This window comes from Micromonospora sp. HK10 (assembly GCF_000982955.1).
Lineage (GTDB): Bacteria > Actinomycetota > Actinomycetes > Mycobacteriales > Micromonosporaceae > Micromonospora.
In genome coordinates this window covers 28,774-47,735 of record NZ_KQ058872.1, presented here as the reverse complement: position 1 = coordinate 47,735, position 18,962 = coordinate 28,774, and the positions used below count along the sequence as shown (strand labels likewise).

At 69.3% G+C, this 18,962-nt stretch carries 13 protein-coding genes and 1 tRNA gene; 8 read left to right on the top strand and 6 right to left on the bottom strand.

Annotated features, from left to right (window positions below; translation table 11 throughout):
• The first annotated feature begins 178 nt into the window (after nt 1-178).
• The 7 genes from LQ51_RS31500 (at nt 179) to LQ51_RS24795 (ending at nt 8,830) form a co-directional block, all read left to right on the top strand.
• On the top strand, nt 179-1,651 hold the full coding sequence (locus LQ51_RS31500; protein WP_051611166.1) for a helix-turn-helix transcriptional regulator: 1,473 nt from the start codon (nt 179-181) through the stop codon (nt 1,649-1,651).
• Between the two features lie 35 nt (nt 1,652-1,686).
• Entirely contained in the window at nt 1,687-2,190 is a 504-nt protein-coding gene (locus LQ51_RS24815) for a flavoprotein (RefSeq protein WP_231605867.1), read from the top strand.
• A gap of 432 nt (nt 2,191-2,622) precedes the next feature.
• Nucleotides 2,623-3,861 carry a methyltransferase, FxLD system gene (fxlM, locus tag LQ51_RS24810; RefSeq protein ID WP_043330488.1) on the top strand — a complete coding sequence of 413 codons (1,239 nt, stop codon included), beginning with the start codon at nt 2,623-2,625 and terminating at the stop codon, nt 3,859-3,861.
• Between the two features lie 23 nt (nt 3,862-3,884).
• Nucleotides 3,885-4,022: an FxLD family lanthipeptide gene (locus LQ51_RS32320; RefSeq protein ID WP_082159628.1), complete on the top strand. Its 138-nt coding sequence runs from the start codon at nt 3,885-3,887 to the stop codon at nt 4,020-4,022.
• A 68-nt stretch (nt 4,023-4,090) separates the two neighbouring features.
• Entirely contained in the window at nt 4,091-6,832 is a 2,742-nt protein-coding gene (locus tag LQ51_RS24805; protein ID WP_046569666.1) for a lantibiotic dehydratase, read from the top strand.
• Nucleotides 6,829-7,905: a lanthionine synthetase C family protein gene (locus tag LQ51_RS24800; RefSeq protein ID WP_043325490.1), complete on the top strand. Its 1,077-nt coding sequence runs from the start codon at nt 6,829-6,831 to the stop codon at nt 7,903-7,905. The genes LQ51_RS24805 and LQ51_RS24800 overlap by 4 nt, the downstream gene beginning before the upstream one ends.
• 13 nt (nt 7,906-7,918) lie before the next feature.
• Complete coding sequence (locus tag LQ51_RS24795; protein WP_069089169.1) at nt 7,919-8,830, top strand: thiopeptide-type bacteriocin biosynthesis protein; 912 nt, start codon at nt 7,919-7,921, stop codon at nt 8,828-8,830.
• Nucleotides 8,831-10,542: 1,712 nt separating this feature from the next.
• Here the strand turns inward: LQ51_RS24795 and LQ51_RS24790 are convergent.
• The 5 genes from LQ51_RS24790 to LQ51_RS24770 all read right to left on the bottom strand — a co-directional run bounded on the left by LQ51_RS24790 (nt 10,543) and on the right by LQ51_RS24770 (nt 18,157).
• Nucleotides 10,543-11,424, bottom strand: coding sequence for a PfkB family carbohydrate kinase (locus LQ51_RS24790; protein ID WP_046569663.1), 882 nt, complete (start codon nt 11,422-11,424; stop codon nt 10,543-10,545).
• Nucleotides 11,421-12,926, bottom strand: a complete 1,506-nt coding sequence (locus LQ51_RS34110) for a helix-turn-helix transcriptional regulator (protein WP_046569661.1) — start codon at nt 12,924-12,926, stop codon at nt 11,421-11,423. The genes LQ51_RS24790 and LQ51_RS34110 overlap by 4 nt, the downstream gene beginning before the upstream one ends.
• Before the next feature lie 629 nt (nt 12,927-13,555).
• Entirely contained in the window at nt 13,556-14,869 is a 1,314-nt protein-coding gene (locus LQ51_RS24780; protein WP_046569686.1) for a reverse transcriptase family protein, read from the bottom strand.
• Nucleotides 14,870-15,188: 319 nt separating this feature from the next.
• On the bottom strand, nt 15,189-17,375 hold the full coding sequence (locus tag LQ51_RS24775; RefSeq protein WP_156313216.1) for an ABC transporter permease family protein: 2,187 nt from the start codon (nt 17,373-17,375) through the stop codon (nt 15,189-15,191).
• Between the two features lie 83 nt (nt 17,376-17,458).
• Nucleotides 17,459-18,157, bottom strand: a complete 699-nt coding sequence (locus tag LQ51_RS24770; protein ID WP_046569657.1) for an ABC transporter ATP-binding protein — start codon at nt 18,155-18,157, stop codon at nt 17,459-17,461.
• Between the two features lie 128 nt (nt 18,158-18,285).
• Here LQ51_RS24770 and LQ51_RS24765 point away from each other — a divergent pair.
• A tRNA-Arg gene (locus tag LQ51_RS24765) sits at nt 18,286-18,358 on the top strand.
• 187 nt (nt 18,359-18,545) lie between these two features.
• On the opposite strand, the gene LQ51_RS24760 is transcribed toward LQ51_RS24765, so the two are convergent.
• The gene (locus tag LQ51_RS24760; RefSeq protein WP_046569655.1) at nt 18,546-18,929 is read right to left on the bottom strand and encodes a site-specific integrase; all 384 of its coding nucleotides are present in this window, start codon (nt 18,927-18,929) and stop codon (nt 18,546-18,548) included.
• Between the last annotated feature and the right edge of the window lie 33 nt (nt 18,930-18,962).

The window sequence follows — 18,962 nt, the reverse complement described above, 5'->3', positions numbered from 1 at the left end:
CACTCGCGCGGACGCGACCCCGGTTTTCGACACAGGCGCCCTCTCTGCCAGGCCAGCACGCCATTCGCACCAGCTCCACGCCCAGGTCGCGTGCGATCCGCTAACGTCGAATCGCCGTGCGTCGGGGCGCCGCAACAGTCGGCTCGACGCAGGTCGATGCGAACGGAAAGGCGAGCCCATGATTGATCGCCAGGATCTTCAACAGGCCAGGGACGATCTCGGCCGTAAGCTCGCCGCCCTGCGTAGGTCGAGGGGACTCATTCAGGAAGCCCTCGCACGCCAGGTGCACACGACGCGCAGCACCCTGGGAATGGTCGAGCGGGGCCGGCAGGTCGTGGACCGGATCTTCTGGCTGCAGTGCGACACCCTGCTGGACGCCCAGGGCGAGCTACTCGCCGCCTACGACGCCTACCGACACCTCCAGTCCCGGTTCCAGGCACAGCAGGCCGAGGCGGCACAGCGGGCGCGGTGGGGAGCGGTACCCGAGGCGGTGATGGCAGCCGGCGAGGCCACAGGCGAAAGGTACGGCGAAGTCGGCGACAATCGACGCCCGCCGGACCGGTTCCACGGCGAGCGCCCGGAGGCGGGCCGCACCACACGAACCGGGCAGGTCTCAGTCGTCAACGCGGTAGCAGGCCGTGGCGAGGAAGCCGACCACGATGCCAGGTCGCGACTGCTGGCCGAGCTGCGCCGGCACCTGCTCGCACCTGCCGCACCGAAACAGCCGGTCGAGCCTCTCACGCTTTCGGAGGTCCGTCAGCGGGTGGCCCATCTCCATAGCCTTTACCAGCGTGGCAACTATGCCGAGGCGGTCCGGGCGTTGCCCGACACGTTCGAGCAGGCGAACCTGTTGACCCGGACCTGCACCGGCACGCAGCGCGCCCTGGCCGTCGGGTCGCTGGCGGCGGCGAATCTCGCCGCCGCCAAACTCACCGTGAAACTCGGCGATCCCAGCCTTGCCTGGGTGGCGGCGGACCGTGCCGCTCGTGTCGCCGCCGAGCAGGCCGAGGATGTTGCGCTCGTCGCTGCGGCGGCGTTCTCGGTGGGTACTGCGCTGCTGGCGATGCCGGACCGCGTCGGCGATGCCGAGGAGGTGGTGCTGGCCGCTCTCGATGGTGTGACGGACACGAGGGACTCCGCGTCGACGGGTCCGCGTGTCCTGTCGGCCCACGGGGCGTTGACTCTGCTCGCGGCGCTGATCGCCGCCCGGCAGGCCCAGCCCGCCGCTGTCGAGCGGCACCTCGACGACGCGAACGCCCTGGCCCGGCGGCTCGGCGCCGATCGTAACGACCTGTGGACCGGGTTCGGTCCGACGAACGTGATGATCCACCGCATCAGCATCGCCGCCCGAACGGACCAGCCTCAGCTGGCGATCCACCTTGGAGAACAGCTCGACACCTCGTCGCTGCCGGCGGCCCTGGTGAGCCGCCGCGCCCGGGTCCACCTCGACCTCGCCGCCGCCTACGCCTGCTCGCCCGGCAACGATCCCGCAGCCGTGCTGCACCTGCTCGAAGCCGAACGCATCGCGCCGCAGACGGTGCACGTGCACGGCCGGACGCGCCATCTGATCGGCGACCTGCTCACCCGTGAGCGGCGCGCCGTCACCCCCGGCCTGCGGGCACTCGCCGAACGCGCCGGAATCGCCGCGTGACGTCCGGATCCGCGAATGCCCGTCTGCTCTACCTGGTGGTCTGTGCCGCGCCACCGGCCCGCCGCATCGTCGAGCTGGTCGAGGCGGTGCGGCGCGACGGCTGGGATGTGTACGTCATCGCGACCGAAACCGCGCACACCTGGCTTCCCAACGATCGGCTGGCCGCCGTTACGGGCAGGCCCGTCAGCTACCGGCAGCGGCATCCTGACGAACCGAGCGTCCTGCCACGCGCCGATGCCGTCGCGGTCGTTCCGGCGACGTTCAACACCATCAACAAGTGGGCCACCGGCATCAACGACAGTCTGGCCCTCGGCATCCTCAACGAAGCTCTCGGCGCAGGCATGCCGATCATCGTCTCCCCGTACGTCAAACCCACCCTCGCCCGCCACCCCGCGTTCGACGCCCACCTGCGGCTCCTCGCCGACCACGGCGTACGCCTCACCGCCACCGAGGCGCTGCGACCAGCTCACGACGATCAGCCCTTCCGCTGGAACGTGATCCTCGACGAACTCCACAGGCTGTCCGCCCGCCTGTCGTAGTCGGCCCCCGAGAGGCGCTGGGGCCGGTCTGACCGTGTCGAAATCCCGTGTCGAGGGTGTTCGACACGGTCAGACCGGCGTTGAGTGGTGGACATGACCGCTCGGCGCCCGCCGCTCAGGGGTCCCCGGCACCGCCCAACCCGAGGGGAGTTGATCCGTGTGACCCTGTACCGCAGTTTCTCGCCGCTGCCGAGGAATCCGGGACCGCTGGTGGCCGGGACGGCTCGGACCTCACGTTGACTGCGGCTTGATCGAACCCGGGCCGCCTTGCGTCGCCTTGCCGGTTGGGCACCCGGTGAGTTCGGCCTGCGTCCTGCCCAGCAGGGGAACAGTCCTCGGGCGTCTGAGGCCGTGTTCGTCCTTGGCGGATAACGGAAAGTGCGGGCCGTCCGCAACGGCGGCGGTCCTGACGAACAGGAGAGTGACGCGCACATGAGCGTCGACACGATGAGCAGCGACGACCTCCGTGACGCGATGGTCGACCAGCTGGTCGCTGACCATGCGGCCAAGGGGCTGACGATGCGGCCCGAGGTCGAGGCGGCACTGCGGGTGGTTCCCCGCGAGCTGTACACGCCGGGTGTCCCGATGGAGGAGGCGTACCGCAGCGACACCGCGGTCGTCACCAAGCGGCTCGGTGATGAGACCGTCAGTTCGGTGTCCGCGCCGTGGCTGATCGCGGAGATGCTCGGGCAGGCGGCTGACGCCCTCACCGGTGGCCTGCACGGCCGGCACGTGCTGGAGATCGGATCGGGCGGCTACAACGCGTCGCTGCTGCGCGAGCTGGTCGGGCCGTCGGGTTCGGTCACGACCGTGGACATCGACCCGGAGGTGACCGAGCGGGCGGTGGCGTGTCTGGCGGTGGCAGGTTACGGCGATGTCAGCGTGGTGTGCGCGGACGCGGAGCAGCCGATCGACCTGGGGCGCTGCTACGACCTGATCATCGTGACGGCCGGGGCGTGGGACATCCCCGCGGCGTGGATCGCGCAGCTCGCCGAGGACGGCGTGCTGGTGGTGCCGCTACGGACGTTCGGGATGACCCGGTCGTGGGCGCTGCGCCGGGTCGGTGACCGGCTGGTCAGCCACAGCCAGCGCCTCTGCGGGTTCGTGGCGATGCGGGGCACCGGAGCCCACGAGATGCGGTATGTCGACATCGCCGCCGGTGTCCACCTGCGGCTGGATGAGGGCCAGCAGGTCGACCCGGAATCGGTCGGTGGGCTGCTGTCGCAGCCGCAGGAGCAGGCATGGGCAGGGGTGGGCCTGCCGCCTCGTAGCGTCCTGGCCGACCTGGACCTGTGGCTGGCGGCCCGCCTCGCCGATGAGGTCGACCAGTTCGTGGTGCTCTCGGCGCAGCAGGAGGCCGTCGACGCCGGCATCGTCGCCCCTGCCTGGCGGTTCGGTACGCCCGCCGCCCTGCACGAGGGGACGTTCTCCTACCGGTCGACGCTGCGCTGGACCGACGACACGTTCGACCTCGGCGCCTGCGCTCACGGGCCCGACGCCGCCGCGGCGGCGGGACGGATGGCCGGGCACATGCGCGCGTGGGTGGACGCTGGCGAGCCCTCTCCGGTGCTGCACGTCCTACCCGCAGGTACTCCCGACGGCGCCCTGCCGGCCGGGACGGTGCTGGACAAGCGACACAGTCGCCTCGTCCTCACCTTCACCTCCGCATAGGAAGGAACACGCGAGTGGAGACCATGGAACTCGAGGAGTTCGACCTGGACATCACCCTGGTGGACGCCGGCCCCGCTGCCAGCGGGTACGCCACCAGCACCGACGACGGCTGCGGCTCGGGCAACACGGGCTCGAACGCCTGTTCCGGCGGCAGCAAGTAACCGTCCCTGACGATCCACCCCGGGCCCGGCGTCTCCAGCGCCGGGCCCCCGTCTTCGAGGGTGCGTTCATGTTCCCCACGGCCGGTGCGGCGCTGATCAGAGTTGCCGCCTACCCCAGCGGTCTGACCCTGCCCGCGTGGCCCGACCTGACGACGGATCAGCCCGAGCAGTGGCGGCAGTGGCTGGCCGCAGTGTGGGCGCTGCCGGGATTCGCCACCGCCGTCGCCGCTGCCACACCCCAGTTGGCCGAACAGATCACCCGGACCGTGGCCAGTGCGCCGACCACCGACCGCCGGTTCGGGCGCATGGTCGACTCGACGGTCCGGTACCTGCTGAGGTGGACCACCCGGGCGACACCGTTCGGCACCTTCGCCGGGGTGGCTCCGGTCGAGTTCGGCGCCCGCGCATCGGTTCGGTGGGGCGAGGCGCATCAGGTGGTGACCCGCCCTGACGGGACGTTCGTCGCCGAGCACACCGGGCGCGCCGAGCAGGACCTGGCGGCGCTGCGCGACGTCGCGGTGGTGACGAACTCGGTGGGGTACCAGCGCGGCGAGGTGTGGGTGCTGCCCTGCCTGCGCGGCGGCGGCGACCGCAGGTGGGACATAGAGATCCGTCTGACCAGGCCGGTGCGGGCGGCGATCCGCGCGGCGCGTTCCCCGGTCATGTTCGGTGACCTCGCCGCCCGGGTCGCCGGGCCGCTGCCCGCCGCTACCGGGGCGGCCGAACGGATGTTGGCGTCGCTCGTCCAGGCGGGTGTCCTGCTGTCGGCGCTGCGGCCGGCGACGACTGTCACCGACCCGGCCTCCCACCTGGCCCGTCACGTCCCGATGCCCGATCCCGGCGACCGGGTCGCGGTCGACCTGCGTGTCGACGCCTCGGTGACGCTGCCACCGGCGGTGCTCCACGAGGCGGCCCGTGCCGCGTCGACGCTGGTGGCGGTGGCAGCGCCCCTGCCGGGATGGGCGGAATACCACGGCGCGTTCATTCAGCGGTGGGGCCCGGGCGCGGCCGTGCCGTTACGCGACGTCCTGAACGTTCTGGGCTTTCCCGCCGGATACCGGGGTTCCACCCGGCGTGTACCTGCGGTGTTCACCGCCCGCGACCGGCTCCTCGCGCAGCTCGCCCAGCAGTCGGCGCTGAACGACTGTACGGAGGTGATCCTCGACGACGAGCTGACAGGCCGCCTACGAGGAGATGACGACCGGCCGCCGATCCCACACACCGAACTACGGTTCACCCTCGCCGCCGCGACCCCACAGGACCTGGACCGAGGCGCGTTCACGTTGACGGTGGTCAGCGGAGCCCGCCACGCCGGGGTCGCCGCCGGCCGGTTCCTGCACCTGCTTTCTCCCGCCGAGCTGGCGTCGTTCCAGCACGTCTACCGGAACCTGCCGACCGCCCTGCCCGGCGCGGACACGGTGCAACTGTCCGGCCCGCCGCTGGATGCCCGCTTGGCCGCGGTCGCCCGGACACCTGCGGTGCTGCCCGTCCTGCCCGTCGGCGACTTCCACCCGGACCCGCCGTGGACGCTCGCGGACCTCGCGGTGACCGGCGACGGCCAGCGGCTGTGGCTGGTGTCGCGGACCTCCGGGCGACCGGTCGAGCCGCTGCTGCTCAACAGCGTGCTGCTACCCGACCTCCAGCAGCCCCTGATGCGGTTCCTGACCGAGATCTGGACGGCGTGGACGGCTCCGTGCAGCCGATTCGACTGGGGGCACGCGCGTAGCCTGCCGTTCCTGCCACGCCTGCGACGCGGACGCAGCATCGTGCACCCCGCCCGCTGGACCATCGACCGGACCGCGCTCCCCGCCCGCACCCTGGCATGGTCCCACTGGCGCGACGCCTGGCAGCGATACCGTGAACAGCACCGGCTCCCGGACGAGGTCCTGGTCGGCGCCGACGACGTGCAGGTACGTCTGGACCTGAACGACAACACCCACCTGGCAGTGCTGCGCCGGCACGTCGACCGGCACGCCCGCACCACCCTCACCGAGGCTCCCGGCCCGGCCGGCTGGATCGGCGGCCGACCCGCCGAACTCCTCCTCACCCTCGCGCACACCCGTCCGGCCACCCACCCGAGCCGACCAGCGCGGGCCGTGACCGCACAACAGCATCGGCCCGGCCAGTCACCGTGGTTGGAGGCCCGCCTGTACGGCCGGGCCGACGACATCCTCACCGACCTCGCCCACCGGACCGGCAACCTCCCGGCGGCGGGCTGGTGGTTCCTCCGGTACCCGGACCCCGAGCCCCACCTGCGGCTACGCATCCCACTCCAGGACACCACCTTCGCTGCCACCGCCGCATGCCTCGCCGAATGGGCGCAACAACTGGAGCACAAACGCGTCCTGCACGACTACAGCCTGCGCACCTACCGGCCCGAGACCCGCCACGGCACCGGCCCCACCCTCACCGCCGCCGAAGCGGTCTTCGCCGCTGACTCCCGCGCCACCCTGCAGCGGCTGACCGGCGACCGCCAGGCCAGCACCGCCGCCACGATGATCGCCATCGCGGACGCCTTCACCGGCGACGGGCCGCGTTGGCTCGCCGAACACGTCCCCCACCACCGCGGCCCCCGACTCGAACCCGTCCAGCTCGACCTCGCCCGCACCCCCTACCGCGACGACGACCTGGACAAGGCACTGGCCACCTACCGGACACTGGCCCACGCCGACAACCTCGACCTCGACCAGGTACTGACCGACATTCTGCACCTGCACCACGCCCGCATGATCGGCGTCGACCCCGCCTCCGAACGGCACTGCCTCCGCCTGGCCCGCGCCGTCGCCCGCACCCGCCAGGCGACGCCGTGACCGCAGCACAGTCCCTCGCCGAAGGGGCGGCCGGCGTCGCCCTTCTACACCTGGAAACCGGCAACCGGCCCGCCGCCCACGCGGCACTGCGGGCCGCCACCGCCAACGGCGTCAGCATCGCCGCAGGCGCCAGCCTCTTCTACGGCGCACCCGCACTCGCCTTCGTCCTCGCCACCCCCAACCAACCCGGCCTCACCCGAGCACGATCGATCGCCGCCACCGGGACCGCCACGGTCACCCGCCGACGGCTGCACGCCGCCCACCGCCGCATCGACTCCCACCAGCGGCCCCACTACGCCGAGTACGACCTCATCCGCGGCCTGACCGGCCTCGGCGTCGCCCTGCACCGCCTCGGCGACCACGACCTGCTCCGCCAGGTACTCACCTACCTGGTCCGGCTCACCGAACCGGTCAACGACCTCCCCGGCTGGTGGTGCGCGAACGGACCCGACCGACACCAGCCACCACCACCAGGAGGCCACGCCAACCACGGGATCGCCCACGGCATCACCGGCCCACTCGCGCTACTCGCCCTCACCCACCGCGCCGGCATCACCGTCGACGGACACACCGAGGCGATCCTGCGGATATGCCGATGGCTGGACACCTGGCAGCAGCACACCGCCGACACCATCTGGTGGCCGCAGACCCTCACCCTCGACGACCTGCACCACGGCGCACCCGCACAACAACACCCACTACGCCCCTCCTGGTGCTACGGCACCCCCGGAATCGCCCGCGCCCAACAACTGGCCGCCCTCGCCCTGCACGACACCGCCCGGCAGCTCCTCGCCGAGACGGCGTTCACCACCTGCGTGAACGACCCCGCACAGATCCGCCGTCTCACCGACCGCAGCCTCTGCCACGGCACCGCCGGCCTCCTCGCCACCGGCCGGCGCATCGCCGCCGACGCACTCACCCCGACACCCCTCGCCCCACTGACCCGCCTCCACCTGCACGCCACCCCCGCCGCGGACGAACCCACCGGACTACTTGACGGCACAGCCGGTCACGCCCTGGCCGCAGCCTCCACAACCTCAACCTCGTGGGACGCCTGCCTCCTACTCAGCTGACGAAAGGCCCGCCATGAAGGAGACCCCCTGGCAACAGGTGAACATCACCTACCCTGGCCAGAGCCGCCACGAACGCGAACAACACGCGATACCCCACCTCCACCGCGTCCTACCCGCCGCCGAGACCGCCGGCCTCATCACCTCCTGGTGGTTCATCCGCAAAGGACCGTGGCGCATCCGCTACCTGCCCACCACGCCCGACACCGACCCCGGCCCGGTACACGACCTGCTCACCGGAACGCGCGCCTGGACCAGCGACATCTACGAACCCGAGATCCACGCCTTCGGCGGCCCCGACGCGATGGACACCGCACACACCCTGTTCCACCACGACAGCCGCCACCTCCTCACCTACCTTCACCATCAGCCGGCAGACCGACGGGAACGCTCCCTCATCCTGTGCACGGCACTCATGCGCGCCACCGGACTCGACCTCAACGAACAAGGCGACGTATGGGCGCGAGTCGCCCGACACCGCCTGGAACATCGCACCTGGCCCCCCGCCGCCGACCCCGCCACCTGGGAAGCCTTCACCGGCAAGGTCCGTCACCTGCAACTCGGCACCACCCGCACCACCAGCGACTGGCAGACCGCCTTCGAGAACGCCGGCACAGCCCTCCGCCACCTACGCGACACAGGAAAACTCACCCGTGGGCTACGCGCCGTGATCGCAGAGCACGTGATCTTCCACTGGAACCGGATCGGGATACCCGCCACAACCCAGGCCGTCCTCGCCCAAGCAGCCGCGGAAGCCATCTTCGGCCGTGCCCCCGTGCCGCCAGGCGAGCAGTGGCCACGCCCGGTCGAACCCGTACCACCATCTGCGGTACCGCCAACAGAGGTCGATGCGCCCAGTCGCGCGGCGCTTGCAAGTTCAAGACACAGCAGACTCCTCACAGAGGGGGCTAGTGCCCAATGGTCGTGAAGCGCTGGCGGGGCCGGACACATCGTCCGGCCCCAAGTAAAGTGCTGGTGCGTGATGGTTGAACCGCTTCGGTCGATCCTGGCCTTGGCGTCCGAAGTGTGCAGTCGGGCCAGTTATCGCCGACCTTTCGTCACGATTGCCCTAACTGCTAGAAGGATCAACGGGACCAGTATCGGTGTAGGCACGGAAATGGCGTCGGGAATTTCATTCACCGAAGCGGCAACCCATGTAACCGCTGCGGCGATTGCGGCTACCAGTAGCCCGGATAGGGTTAGGGCGTGTCGAGCCGTTCGCTTCGAAGGCAGAAACTTTATCTCAATGGCGAATCGCCACCAGGTTGCGAAGAAATTCCCTTCCGTTGATCTTTCTGTTCGGTGCTGCGCCCAGACGCGTGCCTTGTCCGACGGTTCGGACTCGATGGGGTCAGTGTGATCGGCCAGGTTGAGCTCTTGGTCAATCTGCTGGGACGGGCAACGCCCCTGGTTCACTGCATAACCCCAATCGTGCAAGCGAACAAGCTTCACTTCCTTCCTGCGTGTTGGATCGGGTGCGGTCGCTGTGCATAAAGACTGACCGACATGGGTCGTAGGACGAGACTCCTAGGCCCATTGTCATGGTCTCAACGTGCATCGCAAGACCCGTCGCACATGGTGTGCGATGTTCCAGCTTGGAGGGACGGTTGACTAGCAGCCCTGAACCCGTGAGTCTGTTGACGGGCGCCCATTGGTAACGCGAAGTGTCTTAAATTTTCCTGGGAACTGTCAGCAGCGATAAAGAGTACCGGGCATGGGAGAAGGGGATATATATGCCAGCGAAGGGGTCTGTTGAAGCGGGCAATGGCGGCGTTCCGAAACGGCGTGAGTCCGATGGCGGCATCACCCCTCCGGCAGTTGCGTCTGGAGGTGCGAGTGGGAGCAGCGGGCCGCTAACCCGTGTAACCGTCAATTTTACTCAAAGGTCAATGTTGGCGCTCGATAGTGCCGTCCGGAAGTCGGGAGATACCAGAACGGACACCATCAACCGCGCAATTCAAGTATATGATCTAGTGCAAGATGTCCTAAAGCGCGGCGATGGCCGAAGCCTGCTGATCAAGTATCCGAATGGCGAATGCGAGCGCCTGCTAATGATGTGACTAGCCGCTCGGCTCTTAACGCATTCGGGCAGATGTTGGACTTGAATGGCACCAATTCTTCCCAAGGGTAGAGCAGGAGCAGTCACCGCCGGGTATAGAAAGTAGGCAGGGCTGACCATCTCGCGGCGGCGGCCATTGGCGACACGGCTGCTGGGGAAAGTCCATTCCGTCTGTCCGTTGTAGTCGTGGCCGCGCGCAGCGCTGCATTATCCTGCCTTGGAGGCCCTCTTGCCGGCGAGACCCCTTGCGGCATCGTTGTAAACCCCTGTGCTCGTAATCGACGGAGCGTCGCTCGTCGACTTTGCCGGCTTCGTCTACGAGTTCTCGCAGCTGCTCTGTCACGCAACCCGAGCGGAAGCCTCGATGCCTTCAGCGACATCCTCTTCGAGCAGGACCCTGGGAGGCTGGCCGTTCTGCTGACCGCAGTCGGTGTGCCAGGCATGCCGCTGCCAGAGGCCTTGTCGGATACGCACTCGAGTTCGAACCGATCGTCCCTCGCGATCTTGTGGAGACTCGGATCAGTGCGGGCGTCTGGCAACCATGAAGGCCAGCGATGTCACCGTCGTCCCGACCTAGTCGCCTAGCGTCTGTCGAGCTGCACGAAGGTTGTTGCGGCGGCGACGCCTTTGGCGACTGCGTGGGGTAGCGGCACGTTGTGAGCGAGTCGTGCGGCGAGGGTGCCGAGGAAGGCGTCACCGGCCCCGCTGGTGTTGATGGCCTTGACGTGTGATGCGGGGACGAGTGCGGTGTGGTCGGCATCGCTGTAGGCGGCGCCGCGAGCGCCAGCGGTCACCACCACCGCTCGTGGGCCCAGCTTGCGGAGTTCCTGCGCTGCGATCGACGGATTGGCATGGTGGCGGCCCAGTATCGCTGCCGCTTCGGCCTCGTTCGAAACGAACAGGTCGAGTGGGGCCAGGGCGGTCAGACCGAGCGAGGGATGTGGCACGAGGTTGCCGATGAGCGTCTCTGCGTGGTGATGCCGGAAGACGGCGTCAACGGCATCGGGCTGGAGATCGAGCTGGGTTACCACGATCGGAGCTCGTAGCTGCTGAAGTGCGTTGCGCACATGCTCGCTGGCGAGCTCAGTCTCTGTGGAGTGTGCGAGGACGATGTAGTTCTCGCCGTCGGGGGTGATCTCGATGATCGCGGTACCGGTCGGAGCCGATGGCACGACTTGAAGGAAGGACATGTCGATGGCCGCGTTGGTGAGGGCTCGGCTCAGGGAGGCGCCCCATTCGTCGTCGCCGACGTTGGTGATCAGGCTGGCGCGGACGCCCGCTTGTCGTGCGGCCAAAGCCTGGTTGAGGCTCTTGCCGCCCGGTGTGGTCGTCGCGGGTGACGAGGCGAACGTCGTCCGGCCAGCGACGGGCCGTTGGGGGATCCGCACGGTGATGTCGATGTTGGCGCGGCCGACGAAGGCGACATGCGGCGTACGGACCTGATCGGGTAGTTGGTGACTCATCCGCTGGTGGCCAGCTGGTCGAGGAGCTGTCGCACTTCCGGCTGGCTGGAGAAGGGTTCGAGTCGCCGGGCCAGGGTGGTGACGTTTCGGCGGACCCGAACCGAGCCCGTCGTGGTAGCCGTGGTCAACGCTTCAGCCGCGACGGTGGCGGCCTGGCCTGGTTCCGAAGCCGCCAGGTAGGCGTGCGCCGTGCGGGAGAGGTACACGCCCCGTTCGCGTCGGTAGCGGTCGGGCCACGTGTTGACGGCGTTGGTGAAGCTGTCGATGGCCCGACGCGGTTGGTTGAGGCGGAGCCATCCCTCGCCCTCCTGCGCCGCAAGGTACGGCCGGGTGCAGAACGAACCGAGGGCACTGCTTCCCCCGCTCGGCGGCCTGGCGGTCGCCACGAGTGTGTGGGCACGCTCGACCGCGGCCTGGAAAGCGGAGGCGTCCTGCGCGATGGCGCTGCCGTGCGCCTGCTGGATGGCGGCGAAGGCGTGCAGGAGCGGGGGCGTGTCGGGCAGGCGGGAAGCGGCACGGGCCAGCCCGACGACACAGTCCTCGTCCCCGGTTCCCACCATCCGCTGTGCCTTACGGGTCAGGACGTACGCCCAGAACTCCTGATCGTCGGCTTCCTGCGCCATGCTTCCCGCGCGGTCCAGCCAGCGGTCGCCCGCGGCCCGGTCGCCGAGATCGTCGCTGAGCCAACCCGCGAACTCGCTCCACCGTGCCTCGGTGCTGAGAAGCCGGTTACGAAGCTGTCCACGTGTCTGCCGACGCAGGGCGGCGATCAGCGCGATCTGCTGTTCGACGGTCGACAGGATGGTGAGGCCACCCAGCAGGTCGTCCGCTTGTACGAGGAGCGCGCGAAGCTCCGCGAAGTGATCGACAACGGCAGGGTCGACGGACCGTGGGTGAGAAACGCCTGTGGTGGTGACAACCGGCACGGCGGTGAGGCCAGCGGCCAGTTCCAGCAGAGCCCTCCGGCTTACCCGCAATGACATCGCCTGCCCATCGGACATGACCGCAAGCGTAACCGCGTCACCATCGTGAAAGTCCGTCTCACCTGCCACCGCGGCACCGGCGACCCGCGCGAGTGGTGCCGTCAGGCCGTTCGGACCACCGGCCGTCAGATCCGTGGCGGCGAGGTCGCGCAACGACTCCCGTGCCGGATCCGTCACCGGGACACCGTGAGTGCCAGCCGGTAGTGAGCGGTCCTCGACTTCGCCCCACCGCATGCGTTGTGCCGCTTCGACTTTCTCCTGATCAAGCTGCTGCTTCAGGCGCCGATAGTCGTCGTAGTCGGCCAGCAACTCTCCACCAGCGGCTAGGGCCGCTTCACAGCGCTGCCAGAAGATCCGGTCCGGGCATTGCTGCCCGCGCTCGACGCCCGCGATCGTGGTCCGGGAAACCGGCACCCGCCTCGCCAATGCCAACTGGGTCAGCCCACGCACGTTGCGCCAGGCGGCAAGCCTTGCACCCAGTGCCCGCTTCGCATCGTCTACCCGCTGCGGATCGATCATGACGCCCGTCCCTTCACAACCCCGTACGGACACGACGGCTGCATTGACGCAAAGCGACGTTACCGTAACCGATCTCCGCCAGAACCGGCCAGCGCCTCAACAACCCCGGCGCCGACGTCCTTGTCCGCGCCGAGCAACGTCTATCGGCGGGCGACCCGAGACCCGACTCCGGACCTTCGATGATGTGCGCGGTGTGTGCTCGAGAGCGGATGCCACCGTGGGGCAACCGGTGCCACCGGATGCCACGGCGGGTCAACGGGCCGGGTCGCTGCCGGGGTCCGTGTGCTCGGGGTGTGGTCATCGGTCGGCCCTGACCAGGGCGACGACGTGGGTGAACGTGGGCCACTCCCTGCCACCCCAGGTGAACCGGCAGGCCGCTAGACTGGGCACTCGCGCCCTCGTAGCTCAGGGGATAGAGCAACGGTTTCCTAAGACGACGCTCTATCTGTACCCATAGCTGGATGACCTGCGGGTTTCTATTTTGTTTTCACATTGGTGGGTCGCACGCGCCCGTCGCTGTGCTCGCTTGCTGAAGATCAGCAGAACAGGTGTAAGTCCTGCTCAGGCCCTTGTTAGGTCGGTTCGACGCGTCCTTGCGGGATCCGGTGAAGTTGCCGTGCCGCGTCAGTTTACGGTGCCGCGAGAGCGTGGGCCAGCAGCGCGGCGAGTTTGGCTGCGCGTGCCGGGTGGTGATGACTGATCCAGGTAACTCGTCCGATGAGGTATTGAGCGAAGTCGGGGTGGCCGGTCCGGTTCTGCGCGGCGAGGCCGGTGCGGGCGGCGTTGTGGAGGATGGCGCGGAGCTGGTCGTATTCGTCGCGTGGTGTGGCGGGGTGTTGGTTGACGACGAGTCCAGCGAGGAGTTGCCGGTCCGCGCGCCCGCGGACGCGGGTCTTGGCTGGATGGACTTGGAAGCCCTCGTCGCGGGCGATGTCGGTGACGTCGGCGATCAGGTCGTCGATGCGGCGGGTGGTGAGGTCGCCGGAGAAGGCGAGGTCGTCGGCGTACCGGCTGTAGGTGATGGCGAAGGCGTCGGCGAGGCCGGTGAGGCGTCGGTCGAGTCGGTAGGCGCACAGGTTGGCCAGTGCGGGTGAGGTGGGCGCGCCTTGGGGCAGATGGCCGGTGCGGAGCGCGGCGAGCCGGGCCGCTCGGTGCGGCAGCTCGGTCGGTGCGCGGCGCAGGACTGGGTGCGGGGTGCGGTTGGTGCAGAGTCCGGTGAGGGTGTGGGCGACGGATTCGGGGTAGCCGGCGGTGCGGAACAGGCCGTGGACGCGGGTGGCGGGGATGTGGGTGAAGAAGGCGAGCAGGTCGATCCGGACGACGACCGGCTGTGCGGTGTGGATGCCGGCGAAGGTGTGCGCGGAGCGGCCGGGGACGAATCCGTGGGCGGCGGGGTGGACCGGGATGGGGCCGAGGACCTCGGTGAGGAGCCGGCGTTGCAGGGCGCGCAGCCGGGACTTCGGTGCCTCGATCAGCCGGCCGCCCGCGGTCCACCGGTAGTGGTAATGGTGCAGGCGGTGGGCGGTGGCGCGGCGGTTCATGGCGCGTCGGTCGGCGTACCAGTCGAGGTGCTCGATGCTCAGGTCGAGCATCGCGGCCAGGTCATCGACGGTGTCTATGACTGGGGTGTGCCAGGGGCGGCGGATGGTGCGGGTCGGTGTCACGGGTCGGGCGCGGATGGCGATCGGTCGCTGGTGCTGGCGGGCGGTGGCGACTGCCGCGCGCAGTGGGTCGACGTTGCTCAGGAACGTGGCCAGTTCGCGTGGCCGGTCGGTGGGTGGGCGCGGGTAGGCGACCAGCACCGCGTCGGCGACCGGCCACAGCCAGCGCCGTCGTACTCCGAGGACGAGCCCACCCTGGTCGATGAGATCGGCGCGGCGCCAGCTGTCGCCGGCGAGGAACGCGTCGGCGAGCGCGGTGGCGAGGGCGTGAATGGTGGTCACGATCGGGCCGGTGGTGGCAGCGCGTCCCGACGATGCCCGGTCGTGCGGGTGCACAGGCTCGCGGAGCGTGCCGACGCACCTGTGGTGTGGTGCCGAGGTGAGTAGTCCGTCCCCGGGGTTGCCCCGGAGAGACCATGACCGGACCCCACGTGGGGGGCCGGCCTGGTCAGCTCGGGACACGCTGCCATGGGAGCAGCGTAGGGAACGGAGACCGTCATCGGTGTCCGCAGTGTGTGGGGCGGCGAGGAATACCGATGAGAGAGGCGGCGCCCGATGAGCTGGCCTCAACCATGACGGTCTCCTGATCGGTGTGCGATTGCTATTCGTGGCGCAAGAGTGCGGGGGTGGGGCGGCCGGCGGACGTGGTGGCCAGGATGGTGATCAGGGTGCCGAGGACGACCCCGGCGGCGGCAAGAGTGAGCATGGGCCTGATGGTGTGGAGCAGGTCGGCGAAGCTCGCAGTGCGCAGTACGGCTGCTGCCGTCCCGGCGGTGAGGATGACGGCCGCGGCGGTGATGAGTTGACCGAGGATCAGACCACTGACTGACTCGGTGAGGTCCGCGGCCGTGAGGGTTCGCCGGGGCGCGCCGATCACCGCGAGGGGGACGTTCGCGCGTCGGGTGGCGATCCTGCGGTCGACGGTGGACATGGCGAAGGCGATGAAGCCCATGGCGGCAGTGATGAGCAGCCCGGCGGTGACGAGGACGATGACGGCGCCGGCGTCGAAGCCGGTCGGGATCTCGCGGTATCCCTGCACCACTGCGGTGGGGGCGAGGGCGGCGGTGACGGCGTACCAGTCCTCGAGCTTGCCCTGGTCGGCGGTGACCTTCGCGACGATGGTCCCCTGCCGGGGCGTCTCGGCGACGACGATGTCGGTGCCTTGCCCGAACGGTGAGGTGTTCAGCGGGGCGGTGTCGGCAGGAATCGTGAAGGCCGTGACCGCGGCATCTCCGTCGTCGGCTGGCCTCAGGGTGGTCCCGGGCGGTAGCTGGTCGGACCACTTCGCCCGGTACGCCTTTCCCGGTGTGCAGGTCCAGGTGGTGTCGAACAGCACGGCGAGGCTGGCGCAACTGCCCCGGACGACAGAGACCTGTTGCTGCTGCCCGGCGACCGTGGCGATGCCGCTGAGGCTCTCGTAGTAGGCGATATTGTCGGTGCCGACGACGGGAGTCAGCTTGTCGGCGAGGGCTTGGTCACCAGTCAGGATCGTCTGCGGCAACCACCCGGTGTCGGACACCTGCCGGGCGGTGTTCGCCGCCTGATAGGCGGCGGTGCCGATGGTGCCCACGCCACCGATGAACAGAGCGACCATCAGCGCGCCGACCAGACGCGAGGCCAGGTTGGGCGCCTGCAGGACGCGACGTGCGGCGAGGGTCACCCACACCGGTCGGGCGGTCCACCGCAGCAGAGGTGCCCAGAGGCGGGTGAGCAGCGCTGGAAGAACGAGCGGCAGGGTGAGCGCCACGCCCAGCATCCCGGCGGCGAGCAACGCCAGTGCTGGCATCGTCGTGTCACCGAGCCACATCGCCGCCAGCAGCGCCATGACCGATGCGATGAAGGCGAGCAGCCGCCACGCTCGAGGTGCCGGGGTCGCGGTTCTACGGCGGGTGGTCACCGGGCGCAGAACAGCAGGCGTTGCCCCTGCCACGGCCACTATGACCGCGAACACCGCGATTATCGCTCCGGCGGTGGCGGCTCGACCGGCGCCGACGTGCACGTCCGTGGCGTACCAGCGGAAACGGCCCAACGACCAGTCGGCGCTGATTGCCCGTAGCAGCGGGAACGCCGCATAGCCGAGTGCGACGCCGATGGTGGCGGCGACACCGGTCTCGACCGCGTTGACCGCCTGTGCCTGTCGCGCCGACGCCCCGAGTAGCCGGAGCGCGGCCAGCCGCTGCTCCCGCGCGGAGGCCGACAGCCCGGCGGCGGTGGACAGCAGTACCGCCAGTGGTGCGAGGAGGAAGAACGCGAACGCGAACGCGACCATCCGTCCGGGAGTGAGCAGTCGCTCCAGATCAGAAGTGCCTCGCTGCACCGCCAACCGCCGGTTGGCATCGGAATCGCCGAAGCCCACCACCGGAACGGCGTCCGCCGGCATTCGAGCCGCGTCCACACCCACGTACGCGATCAGCTCGTCCGGCGCGGTCAGGCCCGCAGCGCCGATCGTGCCGACCACCCGCTGCGGGAAGCGCTGCCGCGCGTGCGGGTTGGCGGCGATGAGCTCACGCAGCGCCGGGGAAACCACCACCTCGCCGGCGGCCGGCAATTGCCCGACTCCGGGCGGAACGGGAGCACCACCGCTGGCCCCACTGACATTCACCCGACGTAGCAGGCGACCGGCGACCGCGTCATCGATCGTCAGGACCCGCAACCCCTGATCTGCGCCGGGTTGCGTCACCGGGGTCCGGGAGATGACCCGCAGGTCCTGGGCGTCCACCACGGTCGGCACCGCGAGCGCGCCGAGGACCAGCACGATGCCGACCGCCGCCCCGGCGCCGAGCAGCACCGTGCGCACCAGCGCCCGGCGTCCACCGCGCACCGTCAGCCGCAGTCCCAACCACATCCATGGCAGATAGCGACCTACGGCACTCATCGCGCAGCCACCGTCTCCAGCACGCGGCCATCGCGCATGCGCACCACCCGGTCTGCTCGCTGCGCCACCTCCGCGGCGTGCGTCACCACGACCACGGCGGCATGTCGTTGCCTCGCCGCGGCGAACAAGCAGTCCAGGACCGCCTCACCGCTGGTGGAATCCAGCGCGCCAGTCGGCTCGTCGGCGAAAACCACCTGTGGCTCGTGCACCAGTGCCCGAGCCACCGCGGCCCGCTGCGCCTGCCCACCCGACACCGCGCCCGCCTGCCGCGACGCCAGGTCTCCGATACCTAACTCCTCGAGCAGATGCAGCGCCCGTCGGTGAGCCACCGCTGCCCGTACCCCGGTCATCCGCAGCGGCAACTCCACGTTCTCGCCGAGTGTCAACTCCGGCACCAGGTCACCGAACTGCAACACAAACCCGAAGGAGGTCAATCGAAGGCGGCTGCGCGCCGCGTCCGACTCGGCCGACAGCTCCCGCGACCCGAAGTACACCTCGCCGGCGTCGGGACGCAGCAGGCCCGACAGCACATGCAGCAGGGATGTCTTGCCGCAGCCGGAGGGACCGGTGATCGCCACCGTCTCGCCCTTCTCGACGGCGAACGAGAGATCGTCGAGCGCGACGGTCCGGCCGAAGCGCAGCCGGACGCCTCGACAGCCAGCGAGACCGGGAAACGTCGTACGAGGCACCTTCATAGATGAACCCTATAGCCCTTGGGGTGTGCTCCTGGGCTGCGAGAACGGCGGTGCGGGGAACGTGGGTGAACGTGGGCGACTCCCTGCCACCCCAGGTGAACCCCCAGGTCGCTAGACTGGGCCCTCGCGCCCCCGTAGCTCAGGGGATAGAGCATCGGTTTCCTAAACCGTGTGTCGCAGGTTCGAATCCTGCCGGGGGCACCTCGATACGCTGCAGAAACGTTGCCTGAGCTGGCAATACGCACGTCGTTCAATTAGCACAGGTGTGCAGTCATAGGCCACCGGAAGCCGCGGTTTGTCGCAGGTCGCGGAACAGACGCGGAATGACCTTGAAATGATCTGCCCAGGTCAGCCGACGTGATCGGGGAAGGATCCGGAACGACGGCGATCATACGGGCCACGTCACGCCGGTCAGAGCCTCAGCGATCCGGTCGTTGACGGTGGCCTCCGCGCCGTCGATGCACGTGGCGTAGACCTTCAGCAGCACGTCAACGGAGTGTCCGGCCCGGTCGGCCACCTCGGTCGCCGGCACACCAGCGTTGAGCCACAGCGACACGGCAGCGTGCCGCAGGTCGTACGGGCGACCAGCGAGCGGAGAGTCAACCTGGCGCGGCGTCAACGCCAGTCGACGCGCTTCATCCCGGACGCGGAAGTACGTCGAGGCCGCAACCACGTTGCCCCGCTCGCTCTGGAACAGCCGGCCGTGCTTGGCGACCCCGAACCGCTCGATGTGCGCGCGCAGGATCGCTACGAGCGCGGGCGGGACCGGCATGCTACGCGGCTCATCCTCGGCGCGGTGAACTGA